This window comes from Arthrobacter sp. Br18 (assembly GCF_000520555.1).
Classification (GTDB): domain Bacteria; phylum Actinomycetota; class Actinomycetes; order Actinomycetales; family Micrococcaceae; genus Arthrobacter_D.
Window position 1 is genome coordinate 96,502 of sequence record NZ_KI914877.1, and the last position, 14,390, is coordinate 110,891.

Here is a 14,390-nt window from a genome sequence, read left to right on the forward strand (position 1 = left end):
TTCCCCGGCACGGACTGACCCAACCCGATGGGCGCAGGATGACGCCGGCATCGTTGGCTGGTGTTTTACTCGAGTTTATCCCGAACACCCGCGGCGCTGTGTCCGGACAGCGCAATGGCGGCTCCCGGGGGAACCGCCATCGAAATGTCACTTCAGCCGGGGCTGATCCCTAGATGTTGAAGCCCAGCGCGCGCATCTGGTCGCGGCCGTCCTCGGTGATTTTCTCGGGACCCCACGGCGGCATCCACACCCAGTTCAACCGCCAGTCGTCCACGACGCCGTCGAGTGACTGCCCCACCTGCTCCTCGAGGACGTCGGTGAGCGGGCATGCCGCCGTGGTGAGCGTCATGTCGATCAGAAGCGCGCCGTCGTCGGCGTACTTAAGCCCGTACAGCAGGCCGAGGTCGACGATATTGACCCCGAGCTCAGGGTCGATGACGTCGCGGAGTGCCTCTTCGACGTCCTCCAGCGCGGTCTGCGCTGCCTGCACATCAGTCATGGTGTTCCTTTCGCCGAAGCGGGATGGGCCTAGGCCTGGACTGCAGCCGTTTCGGTGGCCGTGAAACGATCGTAGCCCTCTTCTTCGAGCCGGTCAGCAAGTTCCGCGCCGCCCTGCTCGGCGATGCGGCCGTCCACGAAGACGTGGACGTGGTCGGGCTTGATGTAGCGGAGGATCCGGGTGTAGTGGGTGATGAGCACCGTGCCCATCTCGCCCTTGGAGTGCTCGCGGTTGACGCCCTCGGACACGACCTTGAGGGCGTCGACGTCGAGGCCGGAATCGGTCTCGTCGAGGATGGCGAACTTCGGGTGGAAGAGCTCGAGCTGAAGGATCTCGACACGCTTCTTCTCGCCGCCGGAGAAGCCCTCGTTGACGTTGCGCTGCGCGAAGTCCGCGTCGATGCGCAGCTGGCCCATGGCCGCCTTGACGTCCTTGGTCCAGTGGCGGAGGCTCGGGGCCTTGCCGTCAAGCGCGGTCTTGGCAGTGCGGAGGAAATTCGTCATGGTGACGCCGGGAACTTCCACGGGGTACTGCATGGCGAGGAAGAGGCCGGCGCGTGCCCGCTCGTCGACGCTCATGGTGAGGACGTCCTCGCCGTCGAGCGTGATGGAACCGCTGTCGACGGTGTAGCGGGGGTGGCCCGCGATGGTGGAAGCCAGCGTCGACTTGCCGGAACCGTTGGGCCCCATGATGGCGTGGGTCTCACCGGTTCGGATCGTCAGGCTGACGCCTTTGAGGATGGGCTTGGTGCCCTGCTCGGTCTCGATGCTGACGTGCAGGTCCTTGATTTCAAGGGTGGACATTTCGTTGCTTCTCCTTCGCCCTGGCATGCAGGGTGTCGTCTGGGGATGGGGGCCGCGGCGGGCGGCTAGCCAAGCTGGGGTGCGGGCGCTCCGTTGGTGACCGTACTGACGTCCACGTAGACGTTTCCTTCGTGGATCTCCAAGGCGAACACGGGGACCGGCTCGTAGGCCGGGAGCTGCAGCGGTGCACCGCTGCGGAGGTCGAACTGGGATCCGTGGCCCCAGCACTCGATCACGCAGCCCTCGACGTCGCCCTCGGCGAGCGAGATGTCAGCGTGCGAACAGGTGTCGCCCAGTGCGTGCATCTCGCCGTCCGAATCGCGCACCACGACCACGGGGTAATCATCGATCAGCACGCGCAGCGCCTGCTTCACGCCGATGTCATCGACGTTGCAGATCAACTCACCGGCCGGTTCTGCCATCCCAGGCTCGGCCATCACAGATTGCCTGCTGCGAGTTCGACCTCGACAGCCTCGGACAGGCGCTCCTCGAGTGCCGGCACTCCGATCTGCTGGATGACCTCATTGAGGAAGCCGCGCACCACCAGGCGCCGTGCTGTCCGCTCCGGAATGCCGCGGGCCATCAGGTAGAAGAGGTGCTCGTCGTCGAAACGTCCCGTGGCGCTGGCATGGCCAGCGCCCTCGATGAGTCCGGTCTCGATCTCGAGGTTGGGAACAGAGTCGGAACGCGCACCGTCGGTCAGCAGCAGGTTCCGGTTCGTTTCGTAGGTGTCGGTGCCCTCGGCGGCCTTGCGGATCAGGACATCGCCCACCCAGACGGTGTGCGCGTCCTTGCCCTGCAGGGCTCCCTTGTAGGTCACGCGTGACTTGCAGTTCGGCACGGCGTGGTCCACGAGCAGGCGCTGCTCGAGGTGCTGGCCGGCGTCGGCGAAGTACAGGCCGTACATCTCCACTTCGGCGCCCGGGCCGGTGAAGACGGACGACGGAGTGAGCCGCACGAGGTCTCCGCCGAGGCTGACCACCACATGCTTGTAGCGCGCGTTGCGGCCGATTCTTGCCTGCTGCGATGACACATGCACGGCGTCGTCGTCCCACTGCTGGACGCTGACCACGGTGAGTTCCGCGCCGTCCTCGACGTTGATCTCGACGTTCTGCGCGAGTGTGGCCTTGCCGTGGTGATCGAGCACCACAACGGCTTTCGAGAACCGACGCGCGTGGATGACGACGTGCTGCGCGGCGGCAGTGCTGTCGGTTCCGGCCAGGTCGACCAGCACCTCGCCGTCGGCGACGGTCTCCACGGGGATGGTGATGACGGTGGCGGTCGCGACGGCGGCCCAGGCCGCTGCGGCGACGCGGTCCTCCGGGATGGCCGCGGACCCGATCCGGCCGTCTGTCCGCTCCACCGTTTCGGTGAGCACGTTCGGCGCACCGGTGACCGTCACGGTCGGGGCGGTGCCCGTCAGTGGATCGGAGTGGAGCCCTCGGAGACGCTTCAACGGAGTGAACCGCCAGTCTTCCTCCTGGCCGGTCAGCGGAGCGAAGTCGGAGAGGTCATAGGACTTCAGCCGCTCGCCCCTCGATGCCTCGGGGATCACCGGGGCATTGCCGTGGCTGTGCTTCTTGAGGCCGAGCTGCTCGGTCCCGGTATTCAGCTCCGAGAGGCTTTCGCCTTCTTCGCTGAACCCTTCGATCGACGTCGGGTTGCGCGTTATCTCGTCTACGTTGGTCGTTTCAGCCATTGCTAGCCTACGGCCCCTTCCATCTGGAGTTCGATCAGCCGGTTGAGCTCGAGCGCGTATTCCATGGGCAGTTCGCGGGCGATGGGCTCGATGAACCCGCGCACGATCATAGCCATGGCCTCGTCCTCCGGCATTCCACGGGACATGAGGTAGAACAGCTGCTCCTCGCTCACCCGGGAGACCGTGGCCTCGTGCCCCATGGTGACGTCATCCTCGCGGATATCGACGTAGGGGTAGGTGTCCGAACGGGAGATCGTATCCACGAGGAGTGCGTCGCATCGGACCGTGTTGGCCGAGTGCGTTGCCCCCTCGCGGACCTGGACGAGCCCCCGGTACGCAGCCCGTCCGCCGCCTCGAGCGACGGACTTCGAGATGATCGAGGACTTCGTGTTGGGTGCGATGTGCACCATCTTCGAGCCGGTGTCCTGGTGCTGGCCCTCTCCGGCGAACGCGATGGACAGCGTCTCGCCCTTGGCGTGCTCACCCACCAGGTAGACGGCCGGGTACTTCATGGTGACCTTCGAACCGATGTTGCCGTCGATCCACTCCATGGTGGCGCCCTCGTGCGCGATCGCCCGCTTGGTCACCAGGTTGTACACGTTGTTCGACCAGTTCTGGATGGTGGTGTAGCGGACGCGGGCGCCCTTCTTCACCACGATCTCGACGACGGCCGAGTGCAGCGAGTCCGAGGTGTAGATCGGCGCGGTGCAGCCCTCGATGTAGTGGACGTAGGAGTCCTCGTCGGCGATGATCAGCGTGCGCTCGAACTGGCCCATGTTCTCCGTGTTGATGCGGAAGTACGCCTGCAGCGGGATCTCGACGTGGACGCCCTTGGGCACGTAGACGAACGAACCGCCGGACCACACTGCCGTATTTAGCGACGCGAACTTGTTGTCGCCGACGGGGATGATACTGCCGAAGTACTCCTTGAAGATCTCGGGGTGCTCGCGGAGCGCCGTATCGGTGTCGAGGAACAGGACACCCTGGCGCTCGAGGTCCTCGCGGAGCTGGTGGTACACCACCTCGGACTCGTACTGGGCTGCGACGCCGGAAACGAGGCGTGCCCGCTCGGCCTCGGGGATGCCGAGCTTCTCGTACGTGTTGCGGATGTCCTCGGGCAGGTCCTCCCACGTATTGGCCTGCTTCTCGGTGGAGCGCACGAAGTACTTGATGTTGTCGAAGTCGATACCGGACAGGTCGGCACCCCAGGCGGGCATGGGCTTACGGTCGAAGTACTTGAGTCCCTTGAGGCGGAGATCGAGCATCCACTGCGGTTCGTTCTTCTTCGCCGAGATGTCCCGGACAACCTCTTCGCTGAGCCCACGGCGTGCATTGGCACTGACGTCGTTCTTGTCCGCCCAGCCGTACTGGTAGGTCCCGATGCCTTCGAGCTCCGGGTTCTTCTCGAGAATGTCCGAGATCACTGACTCCGGTACTGCTGCCGGCGTCGTGAGCTTCTGGTCTACTTGATCCGTCATCACGGCCTTCCTTGCTGATGGATGGATAACGCTGCTTGTCCTTGCGGAAACTCTGGTGGGGTACCGGGCCCCTGGTCGGGTCCGGTACCCGGATCGGGCGCGGCGCCCGGGTGCGGCTCGGCGGCGGTCACCGTCGGGCGAACCCGGCCGACGGGGATATGGGTGGTGCAGACATGCCCCCCGCGGGCGAGCGTGGACAGCCGGCGAACGTCCACACCGAGGAGACGGGAAAATACCTGTGTCTCCTCGTCGCAGAAGGCCGGGAACTCGGCGGCGAGCTCCTGGATGGGGCAGTGCCCCTGGCACAGCTGCACACTCAGCATCGAGGTGCGTCCTGCGTTGCTGCCCACCGTCTTGGTGGAACTGGCGAAGCCGTCGGCACTGAGCGCGCCGGACAGGGCGAGCGCACGGTCTTCGGGGGACGGCCCCGCGGCTTCGACCAATGGACGGTATCGCTCCTCCATCCCGGCGAACCGGCTACGGGCGAATTCGTGAACGGCACCCGGACCGGCGAGGGTTCCGAGTTGCCCCAGTGCCGCCTTCGCGATGTCCAGGTAGTCGTTGCCGAGCTTGCTCTGGCCGCGCTGGCTGAGGACGTAGCGCCTCGCCGGGCGTCCCGCCCCGCTGGCCGCGGACTTCGCGCGCTTGACCTCGATCAGGTCGTACTGGAAGAGCGCATCGAGATGCCTGCGCATCGCAGCCGGCGTGAAGCCGAGGGTCTCGCCGAGTTCGGCGGCGGACACCGGCCCATGCTCGAGTACGGCCGCGAGCACGCGGTCGCGGGTGCGCTCGTCGGGTTCGGATCCAACGGCATCGAGCGGCCGGTTCGGGAGGTTGTCCCGGCCGGTGTCGGATCCGGCGATGTGCGGCGTCACAGGCATGGGCCAATCCCTCCTCCGGGCAGTGAACAGCGGTCTAAATACATAACACGAGCATGACTTAATGTATTCCTGTCAGCGCGGGTGCCACCAGTAAGGGGAGGCTACCCATCGGCAACGTGCCACCCCCTACTACCTGACGTAGAATCAGGGGGTGCCACATTCCGCCGCCTCGCTCTCCATCGAAGGCCTCGTCAAGGATTTCGGGCCGGTTTCCTCCCTCGACGGACGGATGGTTCGGGTTCTGGACGGCGTCCGCCTCTCGGCTCGACCAGGTCAGGTCACCGCGCTGCTCGGCGCGAACGGCGCCGGAAAAACGACGACGCTCGAATGCGCCCAGGGCCTTCAGCGGCCGAACGCCGGGAAGGTTCTGCTCCTCGGCGAGAATCCGTACCGGGCCGGCCCCGACCTCCGGGCACGCGTGGGGGTCATGCTGCAGGAGGGCGGACTGCCGCCGTCCGTCAGGCCGATGGCGCTGCTCAGGCATGTGGCAGCCATGTACTCGGCGCCGCGTGACGTTGCCGGGCTCGCCGAAAGACTCGGCATCGCCGATTTCGGAGCCGTCAGCATCCGCAGCCTTTCCGGCGGGCAGAAGCAGCGTCTCGCTCTCGCCTGTGCCCTCGTGGGCCAGCCCGAGGTCCTTTTCCTCGACGAGCCGAGCGCCGGGCTCGATCCCCAGTCCCGCACCATCGTGTTCGAACTCATCCGGGAGCTGCGCGCTGCCGGCCTGGCAATCATCCTCACCACCCACCTGCTCGACGACGCCCAGAAACTCGCCGACTACGTCTACATCATCGAGGCCGGGAAAACCGTGGCGGAGGGCACCGTCGCGGAGCTGACGGCCGTCGAGGGCACCGACGAGCTGAGGGAACTCCGTTTCGAGACAGTGCCGGGCCTCACCCTGCCTCCGGAGCTGATGGCGCATCTGCACTGCGCCGAGCCGGAGCCCGGGAGGTACGTCCTCAGCGGAAACATTGCTGCCGAGGACATCTCGCGCCTGGCGCAGTGGTGGTCGGCCAGCGGCGTGATGCCCACCGCGATCTCCATGGCGCCGCGATCGCTCGAAGAGGTCTTCCTCGACATATCGGGCAGGAGCATCCGATGAGCACCGCCACACCACTGGCCTCCCGGGTCCTGCGTCACGGCGGTTATGAAGCCGCCGCGATGCTGCGCAACGGGGAGCAGCTCGTGCTCGCCATCGTGCTCCCCCTGCTCGTCCTCGCAGGGCTGGTCCTGACCCCGTTGCTCGACGGGTACGCCGCTCCCCGCATCGACATCGCCGCACCGGGCGTGCTGGCGCTGTGCACCATGTCCACGGCCTTCACCGGACAGGGGATCGCCACGGGCTTCGACCGCCGTTACGGAGTGCTGCGGTTCCTCTCGACCACTCCCCTCGGGAAGTCGGGCCTGATCTTCGGGAAGGCCTGCGCCGTGGCCGTCGTACTTGCCCTCCAACTGGTGGTCATCGGCGGGACGGCGCTGCTGATGGGGTGGCGGCCCGATGCCGGAGGGCTTGCTCCCGCCGTCCTGCTCCTGGCTCTCGGATCAGCGGCGTTCACGGCACTGGGGCTCCTGGTGGCCGGCACCCTCCGCCCCGAGGCGACCCTCGCCGTCACCAACCTGGTCTGGATCCTGCTGGCCGCCGCCGGCGGGATCGTCCTTCCGGCAACCCAGCTTCCCGCCGCCGAGCCGATCGTCGGGCTGCTGCCGTCCGCCGCCCTCGGCGACGGACTGCGCAGTGCCCTCATCGAGGGACAGTTCAACCTGCTGTCCTGCGTGCTCCTCCTCATCTGGGCCGCCGCGGCGAGCCTTGCCGCTGTCCGATGGTTCAAATGGAGTTAGTTTCATGACATCCCCCGCTTTTGCCGCACTCGCGTCGAGACTCCCCCGCTCGACGACGCCGCTGGTCCGCCGGCTTGCCATCGCCTCGCTCGTCTCGCAGATCGTCATTGTCGTCACGGGCGGGGCGGTACGCCTGACGGCGTCGGGCCTCGGCTGCCCCGAGTGGCCGCGGTGCACTCCCGATTCCATTGTCAGCACTCCCGAGATGGGCATCCACGGGCTCATCGAATTCGGCAACCGGCTGCTCACCTTCGTCCTCGTGCTGATCGCCGTCGCCATGATCGGTGCGCTCTTGAACCTGCGGAAGGAACGCCGGGACCTCTTCCGCCTGGCGCTCGCGCTGTTCGCCGGCATTCCGGTGCAGGCCGTCATCGGCGGGATCACCGTCTGGACCGGCCTGAACCCATGGATCGTGGGCTGGCACTTCCTCGTGTCGATGGCGCTCGTGGTCCTGGCCACGGTGCTGGTCAACCGCTCGCGCCTCACTACGGCGCACAGCGCGGCGAAACTGCCGCAGGCGGCACCGCCGGTGCTGCGGCGTCTGCTCCGGGCCATTGCCGCACTCACCGGCATCACTGTGGTACTGGGCGTGATCGTCACGGGCTCGGGTCCCCACGCGGGCGACCACGGTGCGGCACGCAACAACCTCGACCCGGAGCTGCTGACGAAGCTGCACGCCGCGCCCGTCTACCTGCTGGTCCTAGCCGTGGCGGTCGCCGTCACCCTCGCCCTGCGATGGGCCGTGGCGCCGAAACTGCGCAGGGCGCTCCTGCTGCTCGCCGCCATCGTGCTCGCTCAGGGAGCGATCGGCTATGCCCAGCACTTCCTCGACCTGCCGGTCGCCCTCGTCGCGCTGCACATGCTCGGCGCCTCCGTGCTGACGGCCGCCGCCGCCCACGCCGTGTACACGGGGGTCACGCACCAGCCAGAGCCGGGGACAGTGCGGCGAACGCAGGAATCGGTGCAGCAGCACCGCTGAGGCCACGGATCCCTCCAGCTACGTTCCCAGTGTCAGCTCTGTTCCCAGTGTCGCCTCGACGACGTCGAGCAGCCTGCCGAGCTCGCGCTGCTCACTCCCTGGCGCGGGAAGCAGGGGCAGCCTCGGATCGCCGGCGTTGATGCCGCACACCTTGGCCAGCAGGTGGAGTCCGCTGATCTTGCGCAGGTTGACCACGTGCTGGATGAGCGGCAGCAGCACCCTGCGGCAGCTTTCGGCCTGGTCCGCGTCGCCGGCTACGACGGCGCTGCGCAGCATCGCGTAGTACATCGGCAGGATTGCGCCGGGGCCGGTGTGCCAGGCGTCGGCGGCAATGGAGCCCGAGACCATCAGAAGGTCCCCGCTCACCCCGTGACTCACCGGCCGGGAGGTCAGGGAGCGAAGCCTGGCGTAGCGCGCCTCGAAGGTCTGCGCGTCGGGGGCGGTGTCCTTGAACGCCACCACGTTGTCCAGTTCGAGGAGCTCGGCCACGAGGTCGAGCCCGTAGTCGAACTGCGTGGTGCTCGGGTTGTTGTACAGGCAGATCGGCAGGCCGGTCTCGGCGCTGACGTCCCGGGTCTGCGCCAGGACCTCCTCGTTGGTGAGGGGCACGTAGGACACCGGCGAGAGCACCAGCCCCGCAGCTCCGGCCCGGGCGGCGTCGACGGCGGCATTGAGCACCTCCCTCGTTCCCACGGCGCTGACGCCGACGACCACCGGAACTTCCCCGGCAGCCGCGTCGATGGCCGTTCGTGCAACACGGGTGCGTTCGGCGGCGGTCAGGTAGGCGAAACTTCCCGATGAGCCGAGGACGGCGACGGTGTCGACGCGTGCGCGGCCCAGCACCGCGACCAGCCCCTCGAGTTCCGGGTAGTTGACCTCGCCGTCGGACGTGAAGGGAGTGATCGGGTAGGCGATGAGGCCGGTGAAGTCCATAGGCCCATGCTAGGCCCTTCGGTGGTGGCGGACCGGGCCTCCCAGCGATCCACTGCAGCGCCCGGGCTAGAGGACCGGTCCTCCAACGAACGGGTCGAGGGCGAGCGCGAGGAACAGGACACTCAGATAGCTGATCGACCCGTGGAAGACCTTCATGGCAGCCCTGTTGTCCAGCTGACCGCGCTGCGCCTGCGAGTACAGGCGGTGGGATTCACGGAGGAACCACGCGCCGGCGAGGACGGCGGCGGAGGCGTAGACCCAGCCGGCACCCGCCGGAAGCAGGAGGAGGGAGCAGGCCACCATGGCCCATGCGTACAGGACCACCTGGACCGACACCGTGCGCGCTCCCGCGATGGCCCCGAGCATGGGGACCTTCGCGGCGTTGTAGTCGTCGCTGTACTTCATGGACAGCGGCCAGTAGTGCGGAGGCGTCCACAGGAAGATGATGAGGAACAGCACCACGGCGGGCCACTCGATGGAATTGGTGACGGCGGCCCACGCGATCAGGACCGGCATGCAGCCGGCGGCACCTCCCCAGACGATGTTCTGAGCGGTGCGCCGCTTGAGCACCAGCGTGTAGACGACCACGTAAAGGAAGATGGCGCCGATCCCGAGGGCGCCGGCGAGCAGGTTGGCGCCGAACGAGAGGATGGCGATCGCCAGGACGCCCAGCGCCCAGGAAAAGACCAGCGCCTCCCGCGGCGACACCTCGCCGGTGACCAGCGGGCGGTTCTCCGTGCGGTGCATGACCTTGTCGATGTCGCGGTCGATGTAGCAGTTGAAGGCGCCGGCGCTACCGGCGGCGAAAGCACCGCCCACGAGGGTGGCGACGATCAGCCCGAGCGGCGGGAAGCCGCCCTCGGCGAAGATCATGGTGGGGAGCGTGGTCACCAGCAGGAGCTCGATCACGCGGGGCTTCGTCAGCGCCAGGTAGGCCCGGGCTTTGCGCCCGAAGCCTTGGCGGGCCTGCGGAGGACGTGCCGTTGCAGGAACCTGCTGGGTCTTCACGAGGCAACACTTTCGTTTCTTCCGGAGTAAAAGACTTGCCCATCATACCCTTTTACGGCCTGTAGAAATCGGGGGAACACGGCCGGCGGCGTCAGTGCTCCGTCCCAAACGGTCGAGGGGGTGCCGCCTGTGATGAACAACATATTACGGGAGGAGCGGTCCATCGGATTCCGAAAAGGATAGGGTGGATTCCGAAGCCCGCTTGGCGTTGCCCCACAGGCTGCTGGCGCGTGCTCCTAACATGCAGGATTCGACGGCGAACGGCCGGCAGGCCAGGGTGCTCTTCGGCACCCCGGGCCCGAAGCTCTCGGCGCCCGAGGCGCTGGCCGTTCCGGACAGAGAGGGGCCCGGAAACGTGCCACAGACGCAAGAGCAGGAACTGAACTGGACGAAATTGGACGACCGCGCGGTGGACACCGTTCGGGTCCTGGCCGCCGATGCAGTAGAGAAGGTGGGCAACGGCCACCCCGGGACGGCAATGAGCCTGGCGCCCGCTGCGTACCTCCTGTTCCAGAAGCTGATGCGTCATGATCCAGCGGATCCCGAGTGGACGGGCCGTGACCGCTTCGTGCTCTCCCCCGGCCACACCTCGCTCACGCTGTACATCCAGCTGTACCTCTCCGGTTACGGCCTCGAACTCCCCGATCTGCAGGCGCTGCGCACCTGGGGCTCCCGGACGCCGGGCCACCCCGAATACCGCCACACGAAGGGCGTGGAAATCACCACCGGCCCCCTGGGCCAGGGACTGGCGACGTCGGTCGGGTTCGCCTACGGACAGCGCCGCCAGCGCGGAATGTTCGATCCCGATGCGGCGCAGGGCGCAAGTCCCTTCGACCACACCATCTGGGTCATCGCCTCCGACGGCGACCTCCAGGAAGGTGTCACGGCCGAGGCGTCCTCCCTCGCCGGTCACCAGGAACTCGGCAACCTCGTGGTCCTGTACGACGAGAACCACATCTCCATCGAGGACGACACCGACGTGTCCTTCAGCGAGGACGTCCTCAAGCGGTACGAAGCCTACGGCTGGCACGTCCAGCGCGTGGACTGGACGAAGACCGGCGAATACGTCGAGGATGTGGCGGAGCTCTACGGCGCGCTGGTCGCCGCGAGGAACGAAACGTCGAAGCCCTCCCTCGTCTCCCTCCGCACCATCATCGGCTGGCCGTCGCCCACCAAGCAGAACACCGGCAAGATCCACGGGTCCGCGCTCGGCAAGGATGAGGTCGCCGCGCTCAAGGAACGGCTCGGCGTCGACCCGGCGAAGCACTTCGACGTCGACCCCGAGGTGCTCGCCCACGCACGCGGAGTCGTCGACCGCGGGTCGGCAGCACACGTCGAGTGGAATGCGTCCTTCGACGCCTGGAGCGAGACGCACCCCGAGGAGACGGCGCTGCTGGAGCGGATCCAGGCGCGCACCCTGCCGGACGGCTGGGAGGCGAGCCTTCCGGTGTTCGAAGCGGGCAAGGATCTTTCCACGCGCGCGGCCTCCGGCAAGGTGCTGACCGCCATCGGCCCGGTGCTCCCGGAGCTGTGGGGAGGATCCGCCGACCTCGCGGAGTCGAACAACACCACGATCGAGGGATCGCCGTCGTTTATCCCGGAAAGCCGCCAGACCGATGCATGGTCAGGCAACCCCTACGGCAGGGTGCTGCACTTCGGTATCCGCGAGCACGCGGCCGCGGCGATCGCCAACGGCATCGTGATGCACAGCAGCACCCGCGCCTTCTCCGGCACCTTCCTGATCTTCAGCGACTACCAGCGGCCGGCGGTGCGCCTCGGTGCGCTCATGGGCGTGCCGGCCATCTACGTCTGGACCCACGATTCGATCGGCCTCGGCGAGGACGGGCCGACCCACCAGCCGGTGGAGCAGCTGTCCTCGCTGCGCACCCTTCCGGGGCTCGACGTCGTCCGCCCCGGGGACGCGAACGAGGTCGCCGTCGCCTGGCGCACCATCCTCGAGAACACCAACAACCCCGCCGGCATGGTGCTGACCCGGCAGAACATCCCCACCTACGAGCGGGGAACGGGTGCGGCGTCAGGGAACACCTTCGGGTCCGCCGACGGCGTGGCGCGCGGCGCCTACGTCCTGGCCGAAGCGAAGGGCGGAACGCCCGACGTCATCCTGCTGGGCACCGGCTCCGAGGTCCAGCTTGCCGTAAAGGCACGGGGAATTCTCGAGGCCGAGGGAATCGCCGCCCGCGTGGTGTCGGTGCCCTGCCTCGAATGGTTCAATGCCCAGGACCAGGCGTACCGCGAGAGTGTCCTCCCCCGCTCGGTGCGCGCCCGCGTATCGGTGGAGGCAGGAGTGGCGCAGAGCTGGCACGGACTGGTCGGCGACGCCGGACGGACCGTCTCGCTCGAGCACTTCGGGGCCTCCGCCGACTACAAGACGCTGTTCCGGGAGTTCGGGATCACTGCGGAGGCAGTCGTCGCGGCCGCCAGGGATTCCCTCAGCGCCGCCGCCGCCGCACCGCTCGCCCCGAACGGCACGCCGGCGATGGGTTCGGGCGCCCAGTCGACCGAGACCGGCGACCAACAGTAACTTCCCCACCCTTTTGGCACAGTCTTTTCCGCAGCAGCGAACCAAGGAGAACATCATGACTTCGACCCCCACAGCCGATCTCTCGGCTGCCGGCGTTTCCATCTGGCTCGACGACCTGTCGCGCGAGCGCATCAACTCCGGCGCGTTCAAGCGGCTCATCGAGGAACTCGACGTGGTGGGCGTGACCACCAACCCCAGCATCTTCGCCGCCGCACTGAAGCAGGGCGAGTCCTACGCCACGCAGGTCGGCGCGCTCGCCGAAGCCGGCGCGTCAGTTGACCAGGCGGTCTTCGATATCACCACCCACGACGTCGCCCAGGCCTGCGATATTTTCGCCGAGCAGGCGAAGAAGAGCGGCGGAGCTGACGGTCGGGTGTCCATCGAGGTGGACCCGCGGCTGTCCCGCGACACCGAGGGCACCATCGCCGAGGCGAAGCGGCTGCACGCGAAGGTCCAGCGCACCAACGTGCTCATCAAGATCCCGGCCACCGTCGAGGGCCTCGAAGCCATCGCCGCCACCCTCGCGGCGGGCATCAGCGTCAACGTGACCCTGATCTTCTCGCTCGAGCGGTACCGTGCGGTCATCAACGCCTTCCTGCTCGGCCTCGAGCAGGCGAAGGAGAATGGCCACGACCTCTCGAAGATCCAGTCCGTGGCATCCTTCTTCGTCTCCCGCGTCGACGCCGAGATCGATGCCCGGCTCGACGCGCTGGGCACCGCGGAAGCAACGGCGCTCAAGGGCAGGGCCGGTCTGGCGAATGCGCGCCTTGCCTACCAGGTCTACGAGGAGCAGTTCGCGACCGAGCGCTGGCAGGCGCTGGCGGCCTCCGGCGGGCAGCCGCAGCGTCCGCTGTGGGCGTCGACCGGCGTGAAGGATCCCGCCCTCCCCGACACCCTCTACGTCACGGGCCTCGTTGCCCGCAACGTCGTGAACACCATGCCGGAGAAGACGCTCGAGGCCACGGCCGACCACGGAGTCATCGAGGGGAACACCGTTACCGGCACCTACGAGGAATCCAACGATGTCCTGAACCAGCTCGATGGCCTCGGTATCTCCTACACGGACGTGGTCGAGCAGCTCGAGGTCGAAGGCCTCGACAAGTTCGTGGCCAGCTGGTCGGAGCTTCTCGACACCGTGTCCGCCGCCCTCGACTCCGCGAAGGGCTGAGCGGCATGGGTTCGTTCGCCCTCGTCGCCTCCGGCGCAGCCCGGCAGGCCATCGATTCCGCCCTCCCCACGCTGATCAAGGAGCAGGTGGCGTCACGGCTTATGGCCAAGGACCCCACCCTGTGGGGTACTGACGCCGAGGCCGAGGCTTCGGTCCGCCTCGGCTGGATCGACCTGTTCGATGAGTCGAGGTCACTGATTCCCGTCATCCTCCAGCTGCGCGACGAGCTGGCGGCCGAAGGGGTTGACCGCATCGTGCTCTGCGGCATGGGAGGGTCATCGCTCGCCCCGGAGGTCATCACCCGGGCCGCCGGGGTCGACCTCGTGGTTCTGGACTCCACGGACCCGGACCAGGTTCGCGCCGCTGTCGAGGCGGGCCTCGACCGGACGGCCATCGTCGTGTCGTCGAAGTCGGGCTCGACCGTGGAGACGGACTCCCAGCGCCGTGCGTTCGAGAAGGCCTTCACCGACGCCGGGATCGACGCGGCGTCCCGCATCATCATCGTGACAGACCCGGGCTCGCCCCTCGACGGTTCGGCGCGAGCCGCCGGCTACCGGCAGG

13 protein-coding genes and 1 pseudogene are annotated in these 14,390 nt (G+C 67.4%); 6 read left to right on the forward strand and 8 right to left on the reverse strand.

Features of this window, described 5'->3' with window-relative positions; translation table 11 throughout:
* Positions 1–169 precede the first annotated feature (169 nt).
* The 6 genes from Y704_RS0113030 to Y704_RS21185 form a co-directional block, all read right to left on the reverse strand.
* Positions 170–499 (reverse strand): metal-sulfur cluster assembly factor, encoded by a 330-nt coding sequence (locus Y704_RS0113030; RefSeq protein ID WP_026550444.1) that lies wholly within the window; start codon positions 497–499, stop codon positions 170–172.
* A gap of 29 nt (positions 500–528) precedes the next feature.
* Positions 529–1,302, reverse strand: a complete 774-nt coding sequence (gene sufC, locus Y704_RS0113035) for a Fe-S cluster assembly ATPase SufC (RefSeq protein WP_026550445.1) — start codon at positions 1,300–1,302, stop codon at positions 529–531.
* A gap of 65 nt (positions 1,303–1,367) precedes the next feature.
* Complete coding sequence (locus tag Y704_RS0113040; protein ID WP_026550446.1) at positions 1,368–1,724, reverse strand: non-heme iron oxygenase ferredoxin subunit; 357 nt, start codon at positions 1,722–1,724, stop codon at positions 1,368–1,370.
* 14 nt (positions 1,725–1,738) lie between these two features.
* Positions 1,739–3,001 (reverse strand): Fe-S cluster assembly protein SufD, encoded by a 1,263-nt coding sequence (sufD, locus tag Y704_RS0113045; protein WP_035772711.1) that lies wholly within the window; start codon positions 2,999–3,001, stop codon positions 1,739–1,741.
* A 2-nt stretch (positions 3,002–3,003) separates the two neighbouring features.
* The gene (sufB, locus tag Y704_RS0113050) at positions 3,004–4,479 is read right to left on the reverse strand and encodes a Fe-S cluster assembly protein SufB (protein WP_026550448.1); all 1,476 of its coding nucleotides are present in this window, start codon (positions 4,477–4,479) and stop codon (positions 3,004–3,006) included.
* Positions 4,479–5,360 carry a helix-turn-helix transcriptional regulator gene (locus Y704_RS21185; RefSeq protein ID WP_253904330.1) on the reverse strand — a complete coding sequence of 294 codons (882 nt, stop codon included), beginning with the start codon at positions 5,358–5,360 and terminating at the stop codon, positions 4,479–4,481. Before Y704_RS21185 ends, sufB begins: the two co-directional genes overlap by 1 nt.
* A 229-nt stretch (positions 5,361–5,589) precedes the next feature.
* Here Y704_RS21185 and Y704_RS0113060 point away from each other — a divergent pair, with 229 nt between their 5' ends.
* The 3 genes from Y704_RS0113060 to Y704_RS21190 are packed head-to-tail and all read left to right on the forward strand — an operon-like array spanning position 5,590 to position 8,178.
* Complete coding sequence (locus Y704_RS0113060) at positions 5,590–6,462, forward strand: ABC transporter ATP-binding protein (RefSeq protein ID WP_081747646.1); 873 nt, start codon at positions 5,590–5,592, stop codon at positions 6,460–6,462.
* Complete coding sequence (locus tag Y704_RS0113065; protein ID WP_026550450.1) at positions 6,459–7,199, forward strand: ABC transporter permease; 741 nt, start codon at positions 6,459–6,461, stop codon at positions 7,197–7,199. Before Y704_RS0113060 ends, Y704_RS0113065 begins: the two co-directional genes overlap by 4 nt.
* Before the next feature lie 4 nt (positions 7,200–7,203).
* Positions 7,204–8,178: a COX15/CtaA family protein gene (locus Y704_RS21190; RefSeq protein ID WP_035772713.1), complete on the forward strand. Its 975-nt coding sequence runs from the start codon at positions 7,204–7,206 to the stop codon at positions 8,176–8,178.
* 18 nt (positions 8,179–8,196) lie between these two features.
* Here Y704_RS21190 and Y704_RS21195 read toward each other — a convergent pair whose 3' ends face one another.
* Both Y704_RS21195 and Y704_RS0113080 read right to left on the reverse strand, forming a co-directional pair.
* A complete protein-coding gene (locus tag Y704_RS21195; RefSeq protein ID WP_051477029.1) occupies positions 8,197–9,111 on the reverse strand; it encodes a dihydrodipicolinate synthase family protein in 915 nt (304 codons plus the stop codon).
* 66 nt (positions 9,112–9,177) lie between these two features.
* On the reverse strand, positions 9,178–10,119 hold the full coding sequence (locus tag Y704_RS0113080) for a heme o synthase (protein WP_026550451.1): 942 nt from the start codon (positions 10,117–10,119) through the stop codon (positions 9,178–9,180).
* Between the two features lie 355 nt (positions 10,120–10,474).
* Here Y704_RS0113080 and tkt point away from each other — a divergent pair, with 355 nt between their 5' ends.
* From tkt to Y704_RS21205, 3 genes and pseudogenes are all read left to right on the forward strand, one after another.
* Positions 10,475–12,661 (forward strand): transketolase, encoded by a 2,187-nt coding sequence (tkt, locus tag Y704_RS21200; protein WP_035772756.1) that lies wholly within the window; start codon positions 10,475–10,477, stop codon positions 12,659–12,661.
* 55 nt (positions 12,662–12,716) lie between these two features.
* Positions 12,717–13,829 (forward strand): transaldolase, encoded by a 1,113-nt coding sequence (tal, locus tag Y704_RS0113090; RefSeq protein WP_026550452.1) that lies wholly within the window; start codon positions 12,717–12,719, stop codon positions 13,827–13,829.
* A 5-nt stretch (positions 13,830–13,834) separates the two neighbouring features.
* Positions 13,835–14,390: pseudogene (locus Y704_RS21205) on the forward strand (glucose-6-phosphate isomerase); the annotation flags it as partial.

Coding starts and splice junctions, on each gene's coding strand:
- Y704_RS21190 (WP_035772713.1), top strand. CDS start 7,204: ATGACATCCCCCGCTTTTGCCGCACTCGCGTCGAGACTCCCCCGCTCG.
- Y704_RS0113060 (WP_081747646.1), top strand. CDS start 5,590: ATGGTTCGGGTTCTGGACGGCGTCCGCCTCTCGGCTCGACCAGGTCAG.
- Y704_RS21185 (WP_253904330.1), bottom strand. CDS start 5,360: ATGCCTGTGACGCCGCACATCGCCGGATCCGACACCGGCCGGGACAAC.
- Y704_RS0113040 (WP_026550446.1), bottom strand. CDS start 1,724: ATGGCAGAACCGGCCGGTGAGTTGATCTGCAACGTCGATGACATCGGC.
- sufB (WP_026550448.1), bottom strand. CDS start 4,479: ATGACGGATCAAGTAGACCAGAAGCTCACGACGCCGGCAGCAGTACCG.
- sufD (WP_035772711.1), bottom strand. CDS start 3,001: ATGGCTGAAACGACCAACGTAGACGAGATAACGCGCAACCCGACGTCG.
- Y704_RS21195 (WP_051477029.1), bottom strand. CDS start 9,111: ATGGACTTCACCGGCCTCATCGCCTACCCGATCACTCCCTTCACGTCC.
- sufC (WP_026550445.1), bottom strand. CDS start 1,302: ATGTCCACCCTTGAAATCAAGGACCTGCACGTCAGCATCGAGACCGAG.
- Y704_RS0113030 (WP_026550444.1), bottom strand. CDS start 499: ATGACTGATGTGCAGGCAGCGCAGACCGCGCTGGAGGACGTCGAAGAG.
- tal (WP_026550452.1), top strand. CDS start 12,717: ATGACTTCGACCCCCACAGCCGATCTCTCGGCTGCCGGCGTTTCCATC.
- Y704_RS0113065 (WP_026550450.1), top strand. CDS start 6,459: ATGAGCACCGCCACACCACTGGCCTCCCGGGTCCTGCGTCACGGCGGT.